General features: G+C 69.7%; 3 protein-coding genes and 2 pseudogenes. All 5 read right to left on the bottom strand.

Going from position 1 to position 25,151, the window contains the following annotated elements:
• Window positions 1-152 precede the first annotated feature (152 nt).
• A complete protein-coding gene (locus IEY55_RS25535; RefSeq protein ID WP_189061096.1) occupies window positions 153-854 on the bottom strand; it encodes a class I SAM-dependent methyltransferase in 702 nt (233 codons plus the stop codon).
• Window positions 855-916: 62 nt separating this feature from the next.
• A pseudogene (locus IEY55_RS25530) lies at window positions 917-7,726 on the bottom strand (type I polyketide synthase); the annotation flags it as partial.
• Window positions 7,721-7,771, bottom strand: a pseudogene (locus tag IEY55_RS33255) (hypothetical protein); the annotation flags it as partial. The pseudogenes IEY55_RS25530 and IEY55_RS33255, both read right to left, overlap by 6 nt.
• 60 nt (window positions 7,772-7,831) lie before the next feature.
• On the bottom strand, window positions 7,832-14,371 hold the full coding sequence (locus tag IEY55_RS25525; protein WP_189061094.1) for a type I polyketide synthase: 6,540 nt from the start codon (window positions 14,369-14,371) through the stop codon (window positions 7,832-7,834).
• Complete coding sequence (locus tag IEY55_RS25520) at window positions 14,358-25,151, bottom strand: type I polyketide synthase (protein ID WP_189061093.1); 10,794 nt, start codon at window positions 25,149-25,151, stop codon at window positions 14,358-14,360. Before IEY55_RS25520 ends, IEY55_RS25525 begins: the two co-directional genes overlap by 14 nt.

Below are 25,151 nucleotides of genomic sequence, written 5' to 3'. Positions count from 1 at the left end.
GGACTCAGTCATGCCGGGACCGGTGGCCTGACAGCCCCAACCTGGGGCCACAAAAGAAGGTAACGAGGGGCGAGCACGAGGAGTCGGCGAGGCTGGGGCGCGGTGCGGCTTCGGCGGTCGTGAGTCTCGGGCCGCACCGCTTTGTCCCCGCGTCAGGTGTTCTCTCCGGAGGCTGTCCAGGCTCGGAAGAGGCCCACGCAGCCGCGGACGGACAGCTCGTGGCGGACGAAGTGCTGTTCGAGTTGGTCGCGAAGGTCGTCGAGAGTGTCGCGCTCGTTGTGGAAGACACCCTTCTTGTTGAGCAGTCGCATCATCTGTCGGGCGGCGAAGGTTACAGGGACACCGGCCGACAACACCGTGGCACCGAAGACAATCCCACCGGGGCGGACCGCGGCCGCGGCGTGGGCCAAGGCGATTCCCTTCTCCCGGAGGCTTCCCGGTACACAGTGCAACAGATAGCTCATGCCAACCGAGTCATAGGACTTTCGTGGCACCGGCAGGGGATCCAGGACGTTCGCCCGGACGATGTTGACCTGGTACCGCCGGAGGCGATGTGCCGTGTGGGCAAGGGAGTGGGGGCTGAGGTCGACGAGCGTAACCCGTGGATCGGTCACTGGGAAGTGTGCGTGGTCAAGGAGGTAGCCGCTGCCCACGCCGATCTCCAGGTGGTGCGCGCCCACGCTGGTGTCGTACAACCGCCGGGAGACCGCCGGTGGGCAGCGCCAGAAGAAGGGCGCGGTACCACGGAACACCGCGAAGTCATAGAGGTTCAGGGACTGCTTCGTGTACGCGGCCTGACCGTCGATGACGGACTGGTCGAGGGGCTCCCTGTCGCGTGCGTGGAAGGACGTCATCTTTTCTCCTGTCGTGTTGCGATGTCTTGTCCTCAGAAAAGACCGCTGAGCCAGTCGCGTACCGAGCGCATCGCGGACTCGCTGTGCTCACGGATGATCGTGAAGTGGGTTCCGGCCGCGTCGACGGCTGTGTGCGGGAGATGCCACCTCGGCCGCCAATTGTCCAGTACCTCGTCGAAGGCCGGTTCCGAAGCACGAACGAGCAGGGTGGGCGCGCTGATTTCTTCCGGGCTCCAGGCATGGAACAGCTGGGCGTACCGTGCCATGGCGGTGAGACAGGCGTCGTCCCAGGGCTCCTCGGTCCAGAGAGCGTTCGGTGCCCCTGTCGTCCGAGCTCTGTCGATCTGGGCGTGGATGTGCGGAAGCATCTCGCTGTCCGGCCAGTAACTGTCCAGGAGCACAACGGCGCTGGGGCCAGCCCCACGCGCTTCGAGAGCGGCCGCGGTGGCATGGGCGATCCATCCGCCCGCCGAGTATCCGAGCAGGACGACGGGTTTGCCGTCAGCGCACTGTTCGACGCCGTACGCCTGGCGGCTCGCCAGGGCGTCGACGGACGCCGGGAGCGTTTCCTGCCACGTGAAGCCAGGTGCCGGAAGAACCCAGACGTCCCGCTCGCCTCGCGACCCGGCCGCGAGACGGGCGTACTGATGCGCCCCCGACCTGCCGGCGAACGTTGGAAAGCAGATCAGGCTCGCGATGGCGGAGCCACGGGAGAGACGGACCGGAGGAGGAGTGTGGGGATGCTCCGGGGACGAGTCGAAGGTGGGGCGGAATTCCGCGACGCGGTGGAGAAGCTGTTGGAACTCCTCGGTCCGGCCCAGTTCGCTGGCGCGGGTGAGAAGGGGTCCGAGGGTGACCTGCGCCCCGGTGGTGTCGTCGGATTCCGTGTGTCGTTCGCCGGTGGAACCCGCCGTTTCCCACTGCTCGACCAGGTGCCGCCTCAGCGCGGTGACGGTCGGATACTGGAAGACGATGGCCGGCGAGAGGCGGAGCCCGAGGTCCGCCCCGAGCCGGTTCCGCAACTCCACCGCGGTCAGCGAGTCGAAACCCAGTTCGGGAAGGGTCAGCTCGTCCTCGAGGGAGTCCGCGTCACCCAACCTGAGCGCCCCCGCGACGTGCGTGCGGACCAGCGTGGCGACGAGCTGCTCCCGCTCCTCCTCAGTCGCCCCGGCCAGGCGCTCCCGAAACTCGCGGCCCCGTTCCGCACGTGCGACCGCGCGACCGGGGCCGCACTGGTCCGGATGCCGAGCCGACAGTCCGGTCACCTCGGGCCAGTACCGCTGGCGCTGGAACGCGTACGTGGGCAGCTCCACTGGCCGCGCGCCGCAGTCGACGAGCATCCTCGCCCAGTCCACCGTGACGCCCCTGACATGAAGGTGGGCCAACGCGGAGAGGAGCGCGTTCACCTCGGATCCATCCCCGTGGAGGGCTGGCACCAGCGCAATGTCGTCCTCGCTCACCACACCCGCGCGGCAGTGTTGGCCGATCCCTGCCAGTGCGCTGTCCGAGCCGATCTGGAGGTAGTCACGAACACCTTCGGACACGAGCCACTGCAAGCCGTTGGCGGGCGTGGCGACCTCCCGTGCGAGCCGCACCCAGTACTCCGGGGAACCGATCTCCTCCCCCGGCACGGGACGGCCAGTCAGGCCGGAGACAAGGGGAATCGCCGGTGGACGGAACGTCAGCTCCTGGGCGATACGGCGGATGTCGTCGAGTTGGGGGTGCAGTCCCTCCTCACAGTCAGGCGATGTCGTCGCCACATCGGCCGGGAATCCCCGTCCCAGCCGTCCCATAGCAACGACGAGCGCGGCCGCGTCGGCCAGTGACAACACGCCCGCGTTGTGCGCCGCGGTCAGCTCACCGACGGAGTAGCCGAGAAGGAAGCTGGGCCGAACTCCCCAGTATCCCAGCAGCCGGTATAGTGCCGTTTCCTTAGCGAAGAGTGCGGCCTGTCTGAGGACCGGGTCCACCAGCAGGTCCTCCACGGAACCGTCCTCGGCAGCCAGTACCTCGCCGAGGTTCAGGTCCAGCTGGGCATCGAACGCGGCGCACACCTCGTCCAGGGCTGACACGAAGGCCGGCACCTGGTCGTAGAGTTCCCGTCCCAGCCCTGCCCGTGGACCAACTTGGCCGGAGAACAGGAATGCCACCCTGCCACGAGTGCGGGTCGTGCCACGGACCAGGTTCGGCGCGGAACCGTCCTCCGCCAGCAGGGACAGCGCCGCCAGGAGATCGTTGCGATCCCGACCGACCACGACGGCGCGGTGTTCCAGTCCGGCCCTGGCGGTCGCCAACGAGCGCGCGACGTCGGCCGGCGCGAGGTCAGGGCGTTCCTCGACGTATTGCCGTATCCGGTCCGCCTGCGCCCGCAAGGCCTTCCGGGTCCTGCCCGACAACACCCATGGCACCGCAGGAAGAGTGGCCAGGGGTGGCGCGGAGTCCGTCGTCCGCGCCACCCCATTATCCGCGCTGACGGTCTCGTCCGGCACCTGTTCCAGCACCACGTGCGCGTTGGTCCCGCTGATCCCGAAGGACGAGACCCCGGCCCGGCGCGGGCGACCGGTGTCCGGCCACTCCCCGGTCTCGGTCAACAGCTCCACCGCGCCCGAGGACCAGTCCACGTGCGGGGTGGGCTCGTCCACGTGCAGGGTCTTCGGCAACACGCCCCGACGCATCGCCATGACCATCTTGATCACGCCACCCACCCCGGCCGCCGCCGCGGTGTGGCCGATGTTCGACTTCAGCGACCCCAACCACAGTGGACGATGAGCCGGCCGGCCCTGGCCGTACGTGGCCAGCAGGGCCTCCGCCTCGATGGGGTCACCAAGGGTGGTGCCCGTCCCATGGGCCTCGACGGCGTCCACGTCCCGGGTGGTGAGGCCGGCGTTGGTCAGCGCCTGCCGGATGACGCGCTGCTGGGCCAGCCCGTTGGGTGCGGACAGACCGTTGCTCGCCCCGTCCTGGTTGATCGCGGTGCCGCGGACCAGGGCCAGGACCGGGTGACCGTGGCGGCGGGCCGCCGACAGCGGTTCCACCAGGAGCACCCCCACCCCCTCACCCCACCCGGTGCCGTCGGCAGCCGCGGCGAACGCCTTGCACCGCCCGTCTGGTGCCAGCGCGCGCTGCTGGCTGAACTCGACGAACGCCCCTGGGGTCGACAGCACCGTGGCTCCCGCCACGAGGGCGGCCGCGCAGTCGCCCTGCCGCAGGGCCTGCACGGCCAGGTGGAGGGCGACCAGGGACGAGGAGCACGCGGTGTCGACGGTCACCGCCGGCCCCTCCAGGCCAAACAGGTAGGCGAGCCGACCCGAGGCGACACTCGTCGAGGTCCCGGTCATCAGGTGGCCCTCGCCGCCCTCCGGTGTCGTGGTCAGCAACCACGCGTAGTCCTGACCGCTGATCCCCACGAAGACTCCGGTCCGGCTGCCGCGGATCGAGTCAGGCGCCACCCCCGCCCGCTCGAACACCTCCCACGACGTCTCGAGGAGAAGGCGCTGTTGCGGGTCCATCGCCAGCGCCTCGCGCGGGCTGATCCCGAACAGGAGGGGGTCGAACTGGTCGGCGTCTCGGAGGAAGCCGCCCCGCCGGACGTACGTCCGGCCCGGCCGACCCGGGTTCGGGTCGTACAGGTTCTCGACGTCCCAGCCACGGTTGGTCGGGACGGACGAGATCGCGTCCCGCCCAGCGGCGACCATGTCCCACAGCTCCTCCGGGGAGGTCACGTCGCCCGCGTACCGGCAGCTCATCGCGACGATCGCGATCGGCTCGTCGGCGGTGAACACCGCCGTCACCGGTTCGGTGCTCTGGTCGTGGGCACCAGTCAGCCGAGCCAGCAGGTGCGCGGACAGCTTCTCGGGGGTCGGGTAGTCGAAGACCACTGTCGGCGAGAGCCGGACGCCGGTGACGGCGCTGAGCCGGTTGCGCAGCTCCATCGCCGTCATCGAGACGAACCCGAGATCGGTGAAGACCGTCGTGGTATCGATGTCCGCCGGGGAGGTGCGGTACAGGACCGCACCGGCATGCTCGCACACCGTCTCCAGCACCACATGGGCCCGCTCGCTCTCGGGGAGTTCGACCAAGCGCTGCAGGAACAACGAGGACGCGCTCTCGTCGCCTTCCCACACGGGGGCCATCGGTTGTGCATCCAGCCAGTAACGCTGACGCTGGAACGCGTATGTCGGGAGCGCCACGCGACGCCGGTCCGGTCCGATGTGGGACGACCAGTCCACCCGCATTCCACGCACATGAGCTTCCGAGACGGACGTGAGGAAGCGTCGAAGGTGTCCTTCGCCCCGCCGAAGCGAGGTCAGCACCAGGCCCTCCGCCGCGGCACTTTCCAGGGTTTCCTGCACCGACACCGCGAGAACCGGGTGCGGACTCACCTCCACGTAGGTTCGGTATCCTGCCGCCAGGAGTTCGCGCACGGTGGGTTCGAAGCGGACTGTGTCGCGCAGATTCTGGTACCAGTAGGCGGCGTCGAGCTTCGAGGTGTCGACCAGGTTGCCGGTCACCGTGGAGAAGAACGGGATCGTGGGCGCCCGAGGCGTGACGCCCGCGAGTGCCGCGAGCAGTTCGGCTTCCAGGGTTTCGACCTGTGCCGAGTGGGACGCGTAGTCCACCGCGACGCGGATCGCCCGAACCCCGTCCCCTTCGGCGGCGACGAGGAGTTCGTCCAGCGCGTCGGGGTCGCCCGAGATCACGACGGACGAGGGCGCGTTGACCGCCGCGACACCGAGACGTGTCTCCCACGGCGAAAGCCAGTCGCGCGCCTGGTCCGCTGGAAGGGCGAGGAACGCCATGCCGCCCTTACCGGACAGGTGCTGGGCAACGAGCCGGGACCGCAGTGCCACCATCCGCGCCCCGTCCTCGAGCGACAGCGCGCCCGCGACGCACGCGGCGGCGATCTCGCCCTGGGAGTGGCCGACCACGGCCCCGGGTTCGACGCCGTAGGACCGCCACAATTCGGCGAGCGAGATCATCATGGCCCACAACGCGGGCTGGACCACGTCGACGCGGTCCAGGGAGAAGACCCCGTCAGCACCGCACACCACGTCGAGGAGCGACCAGTCGACATGGGGTTCCAGAGCTTCGGCACAGTCGCGCAGCTGGTTCCGGAAGATCTCGGAGTCGCGGCACAGCTCCGCGGCCATTCCCGCCCACTGGGCACCCTGTCCGGGGAACACGAACACCGGCTTCCCTGGTTCCCCGGCGACGCCCTCCACCACGCCCGGGGCCCCTCTCCCCTCGGCCAGGGCGTCGAGCCCGGCGACGAACTCGTCCCGGTCCCGGGCCAGCACGACGGCGCGGTGGTCGAACAGGGTTCGCGACGCCCGCAGGGAGTGACCAATGTCGGGCGGGGACAGCTCCGGGTGGGCGAGAACATGGTCGCGCAGCCTGGCCGCCTGTGCCCGGAGCCCTCGATCGTTCCTCGCAGAGACCACCCACGGTAGCGGGGTTGATCTTTCTTGGTGGTCGCCTTCGGTGGTGGTGCTGATCAGCACTGGTGCGGCCGGCTCCACAGCGGGAGACTCGTCCCGCTCCGCGTGCTCCAGGATCAGGTGGGCGTTGGTGCCACTGATCCCGAACGACGACACCCCGGCCCGCCGCGGCCTTCCGATCCGCGGCCAGTCCCGTACCTCGGTCAGCAGCTCCACCGCACCCGCGGACCAGTCCACGTGCGGGGTTGGGGCGTCAACGTGCAGGGTGGGTGGCAGGACACCCTGGCGCATTGCCATGACCATCTTGATCACTCCGGCGACACCCGCGGCCGCCTGGGTGTGGCCGATGTTCGATTTCAACGACCCCAGCCATAGCGGTTGTCCTGCCACACGGTCCTGGCCGTAGGTGGCGAGGAGGGCCTGGGCCTCGATCGGATCCCCCAACGTCGTTCCGGTCCCGTGGGCCTCGACAGCATCCACATCGGACAGTCCTAGCCTCGCGTTCGCCAGTGCCGCACGAATCACGCGCTGCTGTGACGGACCATTCGGCGCGGTCAGCCCGTTGGACGCGCCATCCTGGTTCACGGCGGAACCACGAATGACCGCCAGCACATGGTGCCCGTTTCGACGCGCGTCGGACAACCGCTCCAACAGGACCAGGCCGACCCCCTCGCCCCACCCGGTGCCGTCCGCAGCGGCGGCGAACGCCTTGCAACGTCCGTCCGGGGCCAGTCCACGCTGCCGGCTGAACTCGACGAACATGCTCGGTGTGGACATCACGGCCGCTCCGCCGGCGAGAGCCATGCCGCATTCGTCGGTACGCAACGCATGCACGGCCTGATGCAGTGCCACCAAGGACGAGGAACACGCCGTGTCCACTGTGACAGCGGGACCTTCGAGGCCGAACGTGTAGGCGAGCCGGCCGGACATCACACTGGCGAGAAAGCCCGTCGAGTAGCCCTCGAAGTTCTCCGGAGAACTCCGCACAAGGAGCGCGTATTCCTGGCTGCTGGTCCCGACGAAGACACCGGTCCGGCTTCCCCGCAGGGAGGAGGGTGCGATACCGGCACGCTCGAACGTCTCCCAGGACACCTCCAACAGCAACCGCTGTTGGGGGTCCAACGCCAACGCCTCCCGCGGGCTCACGCCGAAGAAGCCCGCATCGAACGACGCCACGTCGGCGAGAAAACCACCCTCTCGCGCATAGCACTTCCCGAACCGGTCCGGGTCCGGGTCGTAAAGATCGCCCACGGGCCAGCCACGGTCCGCGGGAAACGGCGAGATCGCGTCCTCCCCGGAGACGGCCAGGCGCCACAGGTCCTCCGGCGAGGACACGCCTCCCGGGAAGCGACATCCCATCGCCACAACCGCGATCGGTTCTCCGACAGCTGCCTCCAGCTCCCGCAGGCGGTCACGCGTCTCGTGCAGGTCGGCGGTCACGCGCTTGAGGAAGTAGCGAATCTTGTCGTCCGTCACCATCTAAAACCACCTTGTTGAGAAGCCGTCGACGTCCGCCGGGGTTCGTGGGTGCGACGCGGGTCAGGAGATGCCGAACTCCTTGCTGATGAAGTCGATGACTTCCTCGTCGGTCGCCGAGTCGAGTTCGTTGACGACGGTCGTCCCGTCGTCCCGTCCGCGGCCTCCCTCTCCCCATTTCGTAGCGAGCGAGCGCAGTCGGGCTACCACCCGCTCCCACCCGGCGTCGTCCAACGGCGTCGCGGCGAGCCCCGCCTCCCAGTCGTCGAGGCGGGCAAGGAGGGGGTCGACCGGCGAGCCCAGGTCGGCCAGGAGCGCCGGCTCGACGTGGTCCGCCAGGGCGGCGGGCGTCGGGTAGTCGAACACCAGCGTGGTGGGCAAAGTCAGCCCCGTCGCGGAGCCCAGGCGGTTCCGCAACTCCACCGCGGTGAGCGAGTCGAACCCGAGGTCCTTGAACGTCCGCTGGGGTTCCACGGTCTCCGACGTCACGTGCCCGAGGACGGTGGCCACCTGGCCGCGCACCAGCTCCAGCACGACCTGGTGCCGTTCCTCGGGCGCGAGGGAGACCAGGCGCCCTCGCAACGCGTCCGCCGCCGCAGCCAGTCCCGCCTCCGTCGCCGGAACGTGGACCAAGCCCCGCAGTAGGGCAGGCAGGGACCCGTCCTCGGCCGCGGGACGCAGGGCTCTCGGGTCGAGCCGCATCGGCAACGAGACCGCCTGGTCAAGGACGAGCGCCGCGTCGAACAGCGCCAGGCCGTCCTCGGCGGACAGACCGGCGACGCCGGAGCGGCCCACCCGGCTCAGGTCGGCCTGTCCCAGTTCTGACGCCATCCCACCGGTAGCGGCCCACAGCCCCCAGGCCAGGGACGTGCCGGGCTGGCCGGTGTCCCGACGGTGACGGGCCAGCCCGTCGAGGAAGGCGTTGGCGGCCGCGTAGTTCGCTTGGCCGGCGGCACCGAGCGTACCGGCGGCCGAGGAGAAGACGACGAACGCGGACAGCTCCGTGGCCCGCGTCAACTCGTGGAGGTGCCAAGCACCGTCGACCTTGGCCCGAAACACCGTGTCGACCCGCTCCGACGTCATCGACTCCAGGACACCGTCGTCCAACACACCTGCCGCGTGCACCACGGCGGTCAGCGGGTGCTCGGCTGGCACCGACGCCAGCAACTCCGCCACCGCGGCCCGGTCGGACACGTCGCATGCCGAGACGCGGATCGTCGTCGCGCCCAAGGCGGTCAGTTCCGCCTCCAGCTCGACCATGCCGCCCGCGTCCGGTCCCCGACGACTAGCCAGGACGAGATGCTGAACCCCGTGGGACCGGACCAGGTGTCGGGCCATCTCCCTACCCAGCAGCCCGGTGGCGCCGGTCACCAGGACCGTCCCCATGGGGTCCCACGCGGGGGGCATCGTGAGGACGACCTTGCCTACGTGCCGGGCCTGGGCAAGGAAGCGAAGGGCCGCCGGTGCACGCCGGACGTCCCACGCCGTCACTGGGATGAGCCGCAGCTCCCCTCGCTCGAACAGCGCGAGGATCTCGGCCAGCATCCGGCCGATGTGCTCGGGGCCGGCGTCCATCAGGTCGAACGCGCGGTAGATGACACCGTCGTGCTTGGTCGCGACCTCGTCGGCGTTCCGGATGTCCGTCTTCCCCATCTCGACGAACCGACCGCCTGGGCGCACCAGCCGCAAGGACGCGTCGACCAGTTCCTTGGCCAGGGAGTTCAGCACGACGTCGACGCCGCGATCGCTGCTCGTCGCACGGAACCGCTCCTCGAACTCACTGGTACGCGAAGAGGCGAGGTGCTCGTCGTCGATGCCCAGCGAGCGCACGGTGTCCCACTTGGCGGGGCTTGCCGTCGCGAACACCTCGGCGCCGAGATGCCGCGCGAGCTGCACGGCAGCCATACCGACGCCGCCGGCTGCCGCATGGACGAGCACCGTCTCCCCCGGGCACACGCCGGCTAGGTCCACCAGGCTGTAGTAGGCGGTGAGGAACGCGATGGGAACGGACGCGGCCTGCGTGAAGGACCAGCTCTCCGGAATCGGGGCGATCATGCGGTGGTCGGCGACGGCGACCGGGCCGAGTGAGCCGGAAGCCAGACCGAACACCGGGTCACCAGGGGCGAGGCCGGTCACGTCCGGTCCCACCGCTGTCACCACACCCGCGATCTCGCCCCCCAACGCCCGTCGGTCGGGCACCATGCCCAGGGCAAGCACGACGTCCCGGAAGTTCAGCCCGGCCGCCCGCACCGCGACACGCACCTGCCCGGGTGCCAACGGTTCGGCAACCTCCGGGCACGGGGTGAGGACTAGATCGTCCACCGTGCCCCCGCCGGACAGGTCCAGCCGCCACTCGCGTATGCCCGGCGGGGGCACCAGGGTTCCTTCCGTCGCACCACGAGCCAACCTCGGCACGAGCACACGTCCGGAGCGGAGGGCGAGTTGCGGTTCGTCCCCGTGCAACACGGCCGGAAGAGCCGTCGTCGACTCGGGATGCCCGTCCAGGTCGACCAGCACGAACCGCCCCGGGTTCTCCGACTGCGCTGAGCGCACCAAACCCCAGACCGCGGCGGCAGGCAGGTCAGCGGCGTTCTCGTCGTCGGTGACGGGCATCGCACCAGAGGTCACCACCGCCAACCGCAAGGCATGGAACCGTGCGTCCGCGAGCCACGTCTGGAGCACGTCGAGCACGCGGCAGGTCAGGGATCGCGCCGCGTCGGCCCGACTGCCAGCGCCGTCGCTGCGGCACGGGAGGAGAACCAGGTCCGGCACGGGCTCGCCGGAGTCGATCGCCGCCGTGAGCGAACCGGTATCCGCGAACGCTGCCGGGACCTCGAGCACGTCGGTCACCAGGTCGTCGTCTCCGAGCACAACGCAGCGTGTGGGCGAGGACGGCGCCGATGGGACCGTGGTCTCCGCCCAGGTGAGGTGGAACAGGGAGTCGTGGGTGCGTGCGGCCCGCAACTGGTGCGCGGAGACGGGACGGGTGACCAACGACCCGACCGACGCCACCAAGGCGCCGCTCTCATCCGTCACGACCAGGGACACCGCGTCCGCGCCCGCTGGGGTCAGACGCGCACGCAGGGTTGATTCGCCGCTGCCGTGGAAGGACACCTCGTTCCATCCGAACGGAACCCGCACCCGCGACTGCTCCGTTCCTTTCCCCTGAAGAAGGCCCACGTGCAGCGAGGCATCGAGCAGCGCCGGGTGTATGCCGTACCGAGCGGCTCCGGCCCGCGCCACTTCGGGGAGCGCGATCTCCGCGAACACCTCCTCGCCGAGCCGCCACGCCCGACGCAGGCCGCGGAACGTGGGACCGTAGTCGAAGCCCACGGCGGCCAGCTGCTCGTAGAACCCGTCGAGCGCGATCGGCTCCGCCCCGGCGGGCGGCCACACCTCGGTGTGGCCGACGGGGGGGAAGGCGGCCTCCGGCGCGAGCACGCCGCGGGCGTGGCACATCCATAGTTCGTCCGCCGGAGCGTCGTCCGGCCGGGAGTACACGCCCAGCGAGCGCTGGCCGTGTTCCCCGGCCAGCCCCACCCGTACCTGGAGCTGCACGGCACCCCGGTCCGGCAGGACCAGCGGCGCCTCCTGGGTCATCTCCACGAGGCGGCGACACCCGACCTCGGCACCGGCCCGGACCGCCATCTCGACGAAGGCGGTACCGGGCACGAGCACGGTGCCGAACACGGCGTGGTCTCCGAGCCAACCGTCCGTCCGGCGGGACAGCCGACCAGTCAGCGCGAGACCCTGGGAGTCCGCCAGCTCCAGGGACGCACCGAGCAGGGGATGCCCGAGCCCGTCGAGGCCGGCCGCAGCCACGTCAGTGCTCGCGTCCAGTTGGCCCCAGGGGAAACGCTGGCGCTGGAAGGCGTAGGTCGGTAGTTCCACCAGGCTGGCACCGGCTCCCTCGAAGAACCGGGTCCAATCGACCTGGACACCGTGGACGAACGCCTCGGCAACCCCGGTGAGCGCCGTGTCAACTTCTGGCCGACCGGCCCGGGACACCGAAATCAGCACCGCACCAACGCTTCCCGGTTCCTCGGTGAGGCAGTCCTGGCCCATCGCCGTGAGTACCCCGGACGGCCCTACCTCCAGAAACGCGCGAATCCCCTCCGCCACGAGCCGACGCATCCCTTCCCGGAAACGCACGGTCTCACGGGCGTGGCGTACCCAGTACTCCGGCGAGCACAGCTGGTCATCGGTGGCAAGCTCCCCGGTGATGTTCGAGACGATCGGGATCTGGGGCGGGTGGAAGGTCAGCTTCTCCGCGACACGACCGAACTCCTCGAGCATCCCGTCCATCTGGGGAGAGTGGAACGCATGGCTCACCCGGAGCCGCCTCGTCCTCCGCCCCTCGTTCTCCCAGTGCTCGGCGAGTTCCAGCACCGCGCTCTCGTCACCCGACACCACCACCGACGTCGGTCCGTTCACCGCAGCGACCGACAGCGTGTGCGCCCGCGCCTCCACCAACGCCAGGACCTCCGCCTCGGTCGCCTGCACCGCGACCATCGCGCCCTCGCCGGGTAGCTCCTGCATCAACCGACCTCGCGCGGCGACGAGCGCACACGCATCCTCGAGAGACAGGACGCCTGCGACATGTGCGGCCGCTAGCTCGCCGACCGAGTGGCCGAGAAGAAGATCCGGGGCGAGGCCCCAGTGAGTGAGCAGGTGGAACAACCCCACCTCGTAGGCGAATAGTCCGGCCTGCGTGAACGACGTCCGCTCCAGCAGTCCGGCCTCCGGTGTTCCCTCGGCGGCGTGAAGGACCTGCCGCAGTGGTCGTTCGAGGTACGGGTCCAGGTGCCCGCACGCCCTGTCGAGTGCCTCGGCGAAGACCGGGAACGTCGCGGCCAGTTCGTGCCCCATCCCCGCGCGTTGGCTTCCCTGCCCGGAGAAGAGGAACGCTAGCCGACCCTCGGTAGCCGAGCCCCGCGCCACGCCCGGGGCGGGCCTCCCCTCGCTCAGCGCCGTCAGTCCCCCGAGGAGGCCGTTCCGGTCGGGCGCCCACACCACGGCTCGCTGTTCGAGCGTCGCGCGGGAGGTCACCAGCGACCAGCCGACGTCCACCGGCCGCAGCTCCGGCCGCGCCTGGACGTGAGCGCACAGCCGTTTCGCCTGGTCCCGCAGGGGCCGGTCGCCCCGTGCCGAGACCACCCACGGCACCCGCACCGGTGGTGTGAGCGCGTCGACTTCGTCCGAACTAGCGTCGTCGTCCTGTGGTGCCTGTTCCAGGATGACGTGCGCGTTGGTCCCGCTGATCCCGAATGACGACACGCCCGTTCGGCGTGGGCGGCCGGTCTCCGGCCAGTCCCGGTTCTCGGTCAACAACCGAACCGCGCCCGATGACCAGTCGACGTGTGGCGAGGGCTCGTCGACGTGCAGAGTCGTGGGAAGTACCCCATGACGCATCGCCATGACCATCTTGATCAAGCCGGCGATGCCCGCCGCGCCCTGCGTGTGACCCAGGTTCGACTTGACCGAACCCAACCACAACGGCCGGTCCTCCGGACGATTCTGGCCGTACGTCGCCAACAATGCCTGTGCCTCGATCGGATCGCCCAGTCGAGTACCGGTACCGTGCGCCTCCACGGTGTCGACCAAGTCCGCCGACAACCGGGCGGTGGCCAACGCCTGCCGGATAACCCGCCGCTGTGACGGACCGTTCGGTGCAGTCAGGCCGTTGGACGCACCGTCTTGGTTCACCGCAGAGCCTCGGATGACCGCCAGTACGGGGTGCCCGTTCCGGCGCGCGTCGGACAGTCGCTCCAGTAAGACCAAGCCGACGCCCTCACCCCACCCGGTGCCGTCCGCGGCCGCGGCGAACGCCTTGCACCGCCCGTCGGGCGCCAGCCCGCGCTGCCGGCTGAACTCGACGAAGATTCCTGGCGTCGTCATCACGGCCACTCCGCCGGCCAACGCCATGCTGCACTCGCCCTGCCGCAACGCCTGGACGGCCAAGTGCACCGCCGCCAGCGAGGACGAACACGCCGTGTCCACAGTGACCGCAGGACCCTCGAGGCCGAACATGTACGCGAGGCGCCCCGACATCACGCTGGCGGCGCTGCCGGTGAGTTGGTGGCCCTCCGTTCCGTCGGTCGACGCGACCCCGCCGCCGGTGGTCATGAGAACGGATCCGACGAAGACTCCGACGGGCTGGCTCCGCAGGGCTAGGGGCCCCACCCCCGCCCGCTCGAATGTCTCCCACGCGGTCTCCAGCAGCAACCGCTGCTGCGGGTCCATCGCGGCGGCCTCGCGGGGGCTGATCCCGAACAGGTCTGCGTCGAACTCCGCAGCACCGTCGACAAAGCCACCCTCCAGGGCGTAGGTCCGGCCCGGCTGGTCCGGGTCCGGATCATAGAGGGCCTCGACGTCCCAACCGCGGTCCGTGGGGAAGGCCGAGATCGCGTCCGTCCCGGTCACCACCAGTCGCCACAGGTCCTCCGGGGAACGTACCCCCCCGGGGAACCGACAGCCCATTGCCACGACCGCGACTGGCTCCCGGGAGGCGGTCACCAGCTCCCGGTTTTGCCTGCGCAGTGCCTCGACCTCCTTGAGCGAGACCCGCAGCGCCTCAACAAGCTTCTCATCATTGGTCGGCATCGTGATCCTCCGTCACGGAGCACGCTCCGTTGTTCAGGGCCATGGCGAGCAGGCCCTCGGCGTCCATCTCGTCGATCGAGTCGGATCCGGCATCCTCGTCTCGCTCTGACGGCACAGTCGGACGGCCCGCGAGCTCCAGCAGGGCCTCGAGCAGCCCGGCATCGCGGAGCCGGGTCAACGGGATGGCGGCCAGGGCGTTCCGCACCTCGCCCTCGATGTCCTGCTCGACGTCGGGTCCCGAACCCCCGGGAGCCAGCTCGGCGCCCAGCTGCCCGGCCAGCGCGGCGGGGGTGGGGTGGTCGAAGACCAGCGTCGCGGGCAGCCGGAGCCCGGTGGCGCCGCTGAGCCGGTTACGGAGTTCCACGGCGGTCAGCGAGTCGAAACCCAGCTCCTTGAACGCGCGATCCCGCCCCACCGCGGCCATGGTTGGGTAACCGAGAACGGTGGCGGTCTCGGCGCACACCAGGTCGAGCAGCAGCCGGTCCCGCTCGGCCGGGGTCAGGGCGGTCAGGCGGCGGCGCAGGGTAGCGGCCTCCTCTCCCCTGCCGACGCTTCGTCGTGCCGGGGCGCGAACCAGCCCGCGCAACACCGGTGGCAGTGCGTCGGTACGTGCCCGAAGCGCGGACGTGTCGAGTCGCATGGGCAACAGCAGCGGGTCGTCTACGGTGAGCGCCGAGTCGAGGAGCGTCAGACCATCCTCTGTGGACATTGGCTGGAGCCCGGAACGCGCCATTCTGGCCACGTCGGCCCGACCGAGGCTTGCGGTCATGCCGCTGGTCTCGGCCCACAGTCCCCATGCCAATGACTGTGCGGGGAGGCCGTCCGTTCGACGGCGCCGCACCAGCGCGTCCAGGAAGGCATTGGCCGCCGCGTAGTTCCCCTGGCCCGCGCCGCCCAGGGTGGCTGCGGCCGAGGAGAACACCACGAAGGACGCGAGGTCCGACTTCCGGGTCAGCTCGTGGAGGTGGAGCGCCGCGTCCACCTTGGGTCGGAACGTCCGGTCGATCCGCTCCGGCGATAGCGCCGGGACCACACCATCGTCTAGGACACCGGCCGCGTGCACGATTGCGGTCAGTGGGTGTTCCGCGGACACCGACTCCAGCAACGCAGCAACCGCATCGCGATCACTGACGTCGCACGCCGCCCACGTCACAGTCGCGCCAAGCTCAGCCAGATCCGCGGCGAGTTCTGCGGCATCCTCGGTCTCACCACCATGCCGACTCGCCAGCAGCAAACGGCGCACGCCGCGCGTGGCGACGAGGTGTCGGGCCACGATGCGGCCCAGGGTTCCCGAGGCTCCAGTCACCAGCACCGTGCCGTGGGAATCCCACTCCAGAGCGTGGTCCCTGGCCACAGGTGTGCGTTCCAGCCGGGGCACCAGGATCTGGCCACTGCGAAGGGCGAGTTGGGGTTCGTCCGCGGGCAGCGCAGCGGGAAGGGCGTCCGTTGACTCGGGCTGGTCGTCCAAGTCCACGAGCACGATCTGGCCTGGGTTCTCCGACTGGGCCGAGCGGACCAGGCCCCACACCGCGGCGACAGCGGGATCCACGACGGTCTCCTGGTCGGAGGTGGACACCGCGCCGCGGGTTACGAGGATCAGTCGCGTTGAGTTCCCTCGGTCGTCGGCCAGCCAAGTCTGCAGCAGACCTAGTGCCTGACAGGTCAAGGCCCGAGCCCGTTCGGCCTGGTCGTGGCGATCGTAGGGCTCGGCGCCAAGTGGTGCGAGCACCAGGTCGGGCGTTGGGACGCCGGCTTCGATCGCCGCGCGCAAGGCGTGGAGGTCCGGGAAGCTTCCCGCGGGTGGGGTAAGGCCGAGGGTGTCAGCCCCGAGCACCGCCCAGCAGCCCGGGGAGGCAGACGGCTTGGTGGACAGCGGGGTCCACGTGAGGTGGAACAGGGAGTCGCGGTGGTCGTCAGGGCCGCGTAGCTGGTGAGCCGAGACCGGGCGGGCCACCAGTGACCGGACGCTCACCACGGGAGAGCCCACGGCGTCCGTCACCACAACCGACACGTCGTCGGAGTGGCCCGCTGACACGCGGACCCGCACCTCCGGGCCACTGTTGGCGTGGAAGGAGACGTCGTTCCAGGCGAAGGGCATGAGAACCTGGTCCGACCCCTTCTCTTCATCCCGGAGGAGGCAGGAGTGGAGAGCCGCGTCGAGTAGTGCTGGATGGGCTTGGTAGGTGGCCGCGACGGCGCGGGCGTCCTCGGGCAGGACGGCCTCGGCCAAGACCTCGTTGCCGAGACGCCACGCGGCACGCAACCCGCGGAACGTCGGGCCGTAGTGGAGGCCGACCTCGTCCAGTCGCTCATAGAAGCCGGTGAGGTCGACGGGAACCGCGCCCGGGGGTGGCCAGGCACCGCCGAGGTCCTGTGGCGTCAGCGCTTCTGCCGCGCCCAGCACGCCGCGGGCATGACACTCCCAGGGGCCCTCCGCGGGTGTGTCCTCCCGTCGGGAGTACACACCCAGCGAACGATTGCCGTCCTCGTCGGGCGGTGCGACCCGGACCTGGACCTGGACCGAGCCGCCTTCCGTCAGGACCAGCGGCGCCTCCTGGAGCAGCTCCGCGAGCCGGTCGCAGCCGACCTCAGCAGCGGCCCGCGCCGCCAGCTCCAGGAAGGCCGTACCCGGCACGACCACGGTGCCCAGCACGGCGTGGTCCGCCAGCCACGGGTGCGAGTCGAGCGACCACCGGCCGGTCAGAACGATTCCCTGGGAGTCCGCAAGCTCGATATTGGCCCCCAGCAGCGGGTGGTCCGGGCGGTTCAGGCCCGCCGCGGTCACGTCACCCGCCTCAGCCGGTGCGTCCAGCCAGAACCGCCGCCGCTGGAACGGGTAGGTCGGCAGGTCGACGACGCGGGGCGCGCGGCCGACCCACGTCCGGGACCAGTCCACGCAGACACCACGCGCGAACGCCTCGGCTGTCGAGGTGAGGAATCGGGCCAGATCGCCCTGGCCGCGGCGCAGCGACCCCACGACTACGGCCGGCGTGGCGGGGTCGTGGTCGTCCAAGGTCTCCTGCATCCCCATGGTGAGCACGGGATGGGGGCTTACCTCGATGAAGGCGCCGAAGCCCTGGGTGGCCAGCTCCCGCAGGGCAGGCTCGAACCGGACGGTCTCCCGCAGGTTCCTGTACCAGTACTCGACGTCCAGTTTGCTCGTGTCCTCGAACCGCCCCGTCACCGTGGAGTAGAAGGCGAAGCGACCGGGCCGGGGTCGAATTTCCCCCAAATCACGGCAAATCCGCTCACGCACAGCTTCGACGTGTGGGGAGTGCGAGGCGTAGTCCACCGGCACTCGCCGAGCCCAGACACCGGTTTCCTCGCAGTACGCCAGTAGCTCATCCAACGCTGAGGCATCACCTGACACCACTGTGGAATGGGGACCGTTCACTGCGGCGACGGAGATTCGGCCATCCCACGCAGCCACCAGTTCCTCAGCCCGCGCCGACGTCACCGCCAGCGAGACCATGCCACCACGTCCCACGATCGCCGCCAAGGCCTGGCTGCGCAACGCGACGACACGGGCACCATCCTCCAGGGACAGGGCACCCGCCACGCATGCTGCGGCGATCTCCCCCTGTGAATGTCCCACCACGACGGTAGGTTCCACCCCGTAGGACAGCCACAACTCGGCCAGCGACACCATCACAGCCCACAACGCCGGCTGAACCACGTCGACGCGGTCCATACCGATGTCCCGAACATCGCCGCGAACGACATCCACCAAGGGCCAGTCGACGTAGGGGGCGACAGCGTCGGCACACTCCCGCAGCCGCTCCTGGAACAGGGACGAGGATTCCCATAGCTCAGCGGCCATTCCCATCCATTGGGCGCCCTGGCCTGGGAACACGAACACGGTTTTCCCCGGATTACCGGCCACTCCCTCGACCACAGTGGGGACATCACGCCCCTCTGCCACAGCGGCCAGACCCATGTGCAGCCCGTCCCGATCGCTGCCCACCACAACCGCTCGATATTCCAGCTCAGCCCGGGTCGTCACCAACGAGTACGCGACGTCGGCCAGGTCGAGCTGGGGGTCAGCGTTGAGGCGCTCCCTCAACCGTGCGGCCAGGGATCGCAACGCCGCCTCGTTACTCGCCGAGATCACCCATGGCACCGTGCTGTTGGGCATGGGAACATCCGGGCTGCCGGATGGGGCGATGATATCCGATGCCGTGGGCGCCTGCTCCAGAATGACGTGCGCGTTGGTGCCACTGATACCAAACGACGAGACCGCGGCTCGGCGTGGCCGGCGTGTCTCCGGCCACGGGCGCGCCTCGGTCAGCAGCTCCACCGCACCCGACGACCAGTCGACGTGTGGCGATGGCGCGTCCACGTGCAGTGTCCGCGGCAACACGCCGCGTCGCATCGCCATGACCATCTTGATGACCCCCGCGACTCCCGCCGCCGCCTGCGGGTGACCTAGGTTCGACTTGACGGAGCCCAACCACAACGGCTGGTCCGCCGAGCGCTCCTGGCCATAGGTCGCCAGCAACGCCTGAGCCTCGATTGGGTCGCCTAGCGTGGTTCCGGTGCCGTGTGCCTCGACAACGTCTACATCGGACGATCTGAGTCGTGCGCTCGCCAACGCCTGCCGAATCACGCGTTCCTGGGAGGGACCGTTCGGCGCGGTCAGTCCGTTGCTCGCACCGTCCTGGTTGACTGCTGACCCACGAACCACCGCGAGGACGCGATGTCCCTTGTGGAGTGCGTCCGACAGTCGTTCCACCAGGACTATGCCGACACCCTCTCCCCACACGGCGCCGTCCGCCGCTGCGGCGAACGGTTTGCAGCGTGCGTCAGCGGCCATCCCGCCCTGCAAACTGAACTCGGAGAAGGCGGTCGGTGTGCACATCACGGTGACACCGCCCGCCAGGGCGAGCTCACAGTCCCCGCTCCGCAGCGCCTGTGCCGCCATGTGCAAAGCCACCAGTGATGACGAACAGGCAGTGTCCACCGTGACGGCCGGCCCCTCGAACCCGAAGGTGTAGGCGATACGGCCGGACGCGACGCTGCCGGACGCACCGGTGCCGAGGTAGCCCGCGGCCCCTTCCGGAACCGTCGCGAGCCGCGTGGCGTAGTCGTGGTACATCAGGCTGGCGAACACTCCGGTGCGGCTGCCACGCAGGGGGGTCGGGTCCAGCCCCGCCCGCTCGAGTACCTCCCAAGAGACCTCGAGCAGGAGTCGCTGCTGGGGGTCCATCGCCACCGCCTCACGCGGGCTGATCCCGAAGAACTCGGGATCGAACTCGGCGGCGTCCCGTAGAAATCCGCCTTCCGTCACGTACTCGCCGGCGTCGAGGTCCCACCCACGGTCGGTGGGGAACCCGGAAATCGCGTCCACGCCCTGGTCCACCAGGCGCCACAGGTCCTCCGGCGACGTGACGCCTCCCGGAAAGCGGCAGGCCATGCCCACGATCGCGATCGGCTCATCGGCCGGGATCGCGCTGCGGACCTCCGACCGGGACCGCTGGCGTTGGCCCGTCAGCTGACCAAGGAGGTGCTCGGCGAGTCCGAGCGGCGTGGGGTGGTCGAAGACGAGCGTGGCGGGCAGCCGCAGATCGGTCACCTTCGCCAGGCGATTCCGCAGTTCGACCGCGGTGAGCGAGTCGAACCCCAGCTCCTTGAACGCGCGCCCGGCGTCGACCACCGTCGGCCCCGCGAAACCGAGCACGGCCGCGACCTGGGCCCGCACCACGTCGAGGACCTTCGCGGCACGATCCTGTGGTGGAAGCTCGGCGAGCTGCTGTCCCAGGGCGGAGACGCCACCGGCAACGACCGTCGCGCGCCGCGTCGGTAGCCGCACCAGGGCGCGCAGGAGCGCGGGAACGCCCTCCGTGGCTGCCCGGGCTCGTACGGCGGCGAGGTCCAGCCGCACCGGGACGACGACGGGCAGGCCAGCGGCGAGGCTGGCGTCCAGGAGGGAGATGCCGTCCTCAGTGGATAGACCGGTTATGCCGGACCGGTGTATCCGGTCGCGATCAGTGCTCGACATCTGGGCAGTCATCGCACTTGTCTCCGCCCACAGGCCCCAGGCCAGAGACAGCGCCGGCAACCCGCGCGAGCGCCGGACACCGGCGAACGCGTCGAGGAAGGCGTTTGCTGCCGCGTAGCTGCCCTGGCCGGGGTTGCCGAACGTACCCGCGGCCGAGGAGAAGATGACGAACGCCGAGAGATACGCGTCCTTGGTCAGCTCATGCAGGTTGACCACCGCGTCCACCTTCGGCCGGAACACCTGGTCGACTCGTTCCGGCGACAGAGCGGAGATCACGGCGTCGTCCAACAAGCCGGCGGTGTGCACCACGCCGCGCAACGGATGTTCCGGTGATACCTGGGCGAGCACCTCGGCCAAGGCCGTGCGATCCGCCACGTCGCAGGCGACCCAGCGCGCCGACGCACCCAGTTCCGCGAGCTGCTCGGCGAGCTCCGCGGCGCCTTCCGCGTCCGCGCCGCGTCGGCTCACCAGCAACAGGTGCCGCACACCGTGCTCCACGACCAAGTGGCGGGCCACGACCCGGCCCAGCACTCCTGACGCGCCGGTCACCAGCACGGTGCTGCTGCTGTCGAACGTCTCCGGTTCGATGTGGCTAGTGGTTGCTCGTGCAAGCCGGGGGACGAACGCCGCACCCGACCGGAGGGCGACCTGCGGCTCGTCCCCGGCAACGACGGCGGGAATCAGCTCGGCCGACGACTGCTCGTCCAAGTCCACCAGGACGAGGCGGCCCGGGTTCTCCGACTGCGCGGACCTCAACAGGCCCCACACCGCGGCCAGCGCCGGGTCGACCGCCTCGCCGTCGTGCACCGCGACGGCGCCCTGGGTCACCACGACGAGGCGCGCCGACGCGCGAGGGTCGTCGCCGATCCAGTCCTGTGCCAACGTCAACGCCCGGGCGACGGCATCCCGGGTGGCCGCCGGCAGTTCACCGGGGCGTGGCCGAAGCGCCACTAGCACCACGTCCGGTACGACGTCCGACGCAGTTACCGCCGCGAGATCCGAATGTCGCCGTACCCGGACACCGGCGGCCTCGATACCGGAGACGATCTCGTTGGTACCGTCGAGGGCAGCCCACGTCTCCGACTGACCGGGAGGAACAACCGGCACCGGAACCCAGTCCACGGCGAACAACGAATCCACGACTTCGTGGGTAGTGGGTCGCAGCTGGTCGAGCGCCACCGGACGCAGCACCAGCGAGTCGACGGACGCGACGGGAGCACCGGTTCCGTCGGCCACCTGCAGTGCGACGGCGTCGGGGCCCGCTGTGCTGATTCGAACCCGGAGCTGTGTCGCGCCGACCACGTGGACGCCGACGCCCGACCACGAGAAGGGAAGCCGGGGGCCGTTGTCCGCGTCGTCAAGGCTCACGAAGTGCCCGAGGACCACCGCGTGGACCGCGGCGTCGAGCAGGGCCGGGTGGATCACGAACCCCTCTTCCCCGTCCTCCGCGGGGAGCGCGACCTCGGCGAAGATGTCGTCTCCCCGACGCCAGGCAGCTCGCAGTCCCCGGAACCACGGGCCGTACTCCAGGGACAGCTCCCCCAGTTTTTCGTACACCCGGTCAACTGCCAGGGGTTCGGCGCCTGGCGGAGGCCACTCGGTCAGCGGGGCTCCGACGGGCGGGTGGGTCGGGGCCACGGAGCCGGTGGCGTGCCTGGTCCACGGCTGATCCGACGTATCCTCTGGTCGCGAGTGGAGGGTCATTGGGCAAGCACCGGCCTCATCGGCCTTGCCGACGACGGCCCGCAGGTGGACCCCACCTCGCTCGGGCAGGACCAGCGGGGCCTCCAGTGTCAGTTCCACCACGCGGTCGCAGCCCACCTGGTCGGCGGCCCGGATTGCTAGTTCCAGGAAGGCCGTCCCGGGCAGCAGGACGACGCCGTCGACCGCGTGGTCCACCAGCCAGGGGTGGGTGTCGCGGGACAGGCGGCCGGTGAGGAGGACGCCCCCGGAGTCGGGCAGCTCGGCGACCGCGCCCCACAACGGATGGTCGAGCGCGCTCAGCCCGGCCGTCCCGACGTCCCCCACCGCCAGCGCGGCGTCCAGCCAGTAGCGCTGCCGTTGGAAGGCGTAGGTGGGCAGCGCCACGCGACGGGGGTGGGTGCCGGCGAAGACCTTCTCCCAATCCGGCGCCCGACCGCCCGCGTACACCTCGCCCACCGAGGAAAGGAACCGGTCCAGGCTGCCCTCGTCCCGACGCAGCGTCCCCACGACGAGCGCGTCGTGGCCCAGATCGTCCAGCGTCTCCGTGACACCAAGGGTCAGCACCGGGTGGGGACTGCACTCCACGAAGGTCCCGTGCCCGTCGGCCGCGAGGCGCTCGACCGCGTCCACGAGCCGCACCGTCTGCCGCAGGTTGCGGTACCAATACTCGGGAGTCAGCTCGTCGCCCGTCAGGACACCGCCCGTGACCGTCGAATACACCGGAACCTCGCCGGTGCGGGGCTGAATCCCCGCCAGCCCGATCAGAAGGTCGTCACGGAGCAACTCCACGCGCGGGGAATGGGAGGCGTAGTCGACTGCGATGCGCCGCGCCCGCACCCCGTCGTGTTCGCAGGAGGTCAGAAGCTCGTCCAGCGCCGTCGGCTCTCCCGAGACCACGATGGACGAGGGTCCGTTCACCGCAGCGATGGCGAGCCGGTCGGCCCAATGCTCGATCCGTTCGCGGACCTCCGCCACGGGGGCCGCCACCGAGACCATCCCCCCCGGCGCGGACAGTCGCTCGGCCACCAGCCGGGACCGTAGAGCCACGATGCGCGCGCCATCCTCCAGCGACAGCGCGCCAGCCACACATGCCGCGGCGATCTCGCCCTGCGAATGTCCCACCACGGCAGCGGGTTCCAGTCCGTAGGACCGCCACAACTCGGCCAGCGACACCATCACGGCCCACAACACGGGCTGAACCACGTCGACGCGGTCCCACATCCGGTCTCCGTCCAGAGCAAACACCGCGTCCCGCAGTGACCAGTCGACATGTGGATCGAGAGCATCAGCGCAGGCTCCCATCCGCTCGCGGAAGACAGTGGACGACTTCCACAGCTCCACGGCCATTCCCGCCCACTGCGAACCCTGGCCGGGAAACACGAAGACCGTCTTCCCCGAATCACGCGCCACGCCCTCGACCAGGCTCGCGCAGGGCTCACCTCCCGCCAACGCCGCCACACCCTGAAGCAGCTCGTCCCGGTCATGACCAACCACGACAGCCCGGTGCTCCAGGGGTTCGCGCGTGGTCGCCAGCGAATACGCCACATCAGCCGGACACAGGTTGGGTTGGACGGATACGTGATCCCACAACCTAGCCGCCTGTGCGCGCAACGCCTCGGGATTCCTGGCTGACAGCACCCACGGGACCAGAGGCCGTGCCGCGTCCTCGTCTCGGTGGTCCGCCGTCGGGACTTCGTCGGTCTCCTCGAGGATGACGTGGGCGTTGGTGCCGCTGATGCCGAACGAGGACACCCCCGCCCGTCGAGAGCGGCCGTTCTCCGGCCAGATCCGGGACTCGGTCAGGAGCTCCACCGCGCCCAAGGACCAGTTGACGTGCGAAGTGGGTGTGTCAATGTGCAGGGTCCGCGGCAGGGTCCCGTGGCGCAGGGCCATGACCATCTTCATGACGCCCGCGATGCCCGCGGCGGCCTGAGTGTGACCGATGTTCGACTTCAACGACCCCAACCACAACGGCTGGTCGGTCGAACGGTCCTGTCCGTAGGTCGCTAGGATTGCCTGCGCCTCAATGGGATCGCCCAGCTTCGTTCCTGTGCCGTGCGCCTCCACCGCGTCAACGTCGGCTCCCGTCAGCCCAGCGCTCGCGAGTGCCGCCCGGATCACCCGCTGCTGCGAGGGACCGTTCGGGGCTGTCAACCCGTTCGACGCGCCGTCCTGGTTGACCGCGCTTCCCCTGACCACCGCGAGAACCGGGTAGCCGTGGCGTCGTGCGTCCGACAACCGCACCAGCAGGACGACACCCACGCCCTCGGCAAGGCCCGTGCCATCGGCCTGACCCGCGAAGGCCTTGCACCGGCCGTCCGGTGAGAGGCCGCGCTGGCGGCTGAACTCCACCAACGACAACGGGCTGGACATCAAGGTGGCACCGCCGGCCAGCGCGAGGTCGCACTCCCCATTCCGCAGTGCCTGCATCGCGAGGTGCAGTGCCACCAACGATGAGGAACACGCCGTGTCCACTGTGACTGCAGGGCCTTCCAGGCCGAAGGTGTACGCCACCCGTCCGGACGCGACGCTGCCCGCGCTCCCGATCTCCAGCTGTCCCTCGAACTCGGACGGTACACCAGGAAGACGCGCGGTGTAGTCCTGTCCCATCAGGCCGGTGAAGACGCCGGTCCGGCTTCCCCGCAGCGAGGACGGAACGATTCCGGCGCGCTCGAACGTCTCCCAGGAAACCTCCAACAACAACCGCTGTTGCGGATCCAACGCCAGTGCTTCACGCGGACTGATCCCAAAGAACGCCGCATCAAACGAGGCGACATCCGCCAGAAAACCACCCTCCCGCGCGTAACACTTCCCCAACTTGTCGGGATCCGGGTCATAGATCCCTGCAACATCCCAACCACGATCCGTGGGAAATTCGGAGATACCGTCCTCTCCCGAGACGACCAGCCGCCACAACTCCTCCGGCGAGGACACACCTCCTGGGAAACGACACCCCATCGCCACGACGGCGATCGGCTCCCGACTCCCCGCCTCCACGTTGTGCAGACGTTGACGGGTCTGACGCAACTCAGCGGTGAGGCGCTTGAGATAGTCGAGTGTTTTCTCGTCATTCGTCAT

It is taken from the genome of Longimycelium tulufanense (assembly GCF_014645795.1).
Classification (GTDB): domain Bacteria; phylum Actinomycetota; class Actinomycetes; order Mycobacteriales; family Pseudonocardiaceae; genus Longimycelium; species Longimycelium tulufanense.
This window is presented reverse-complemented; position numbering and strand designations above follow the sequence as displayed.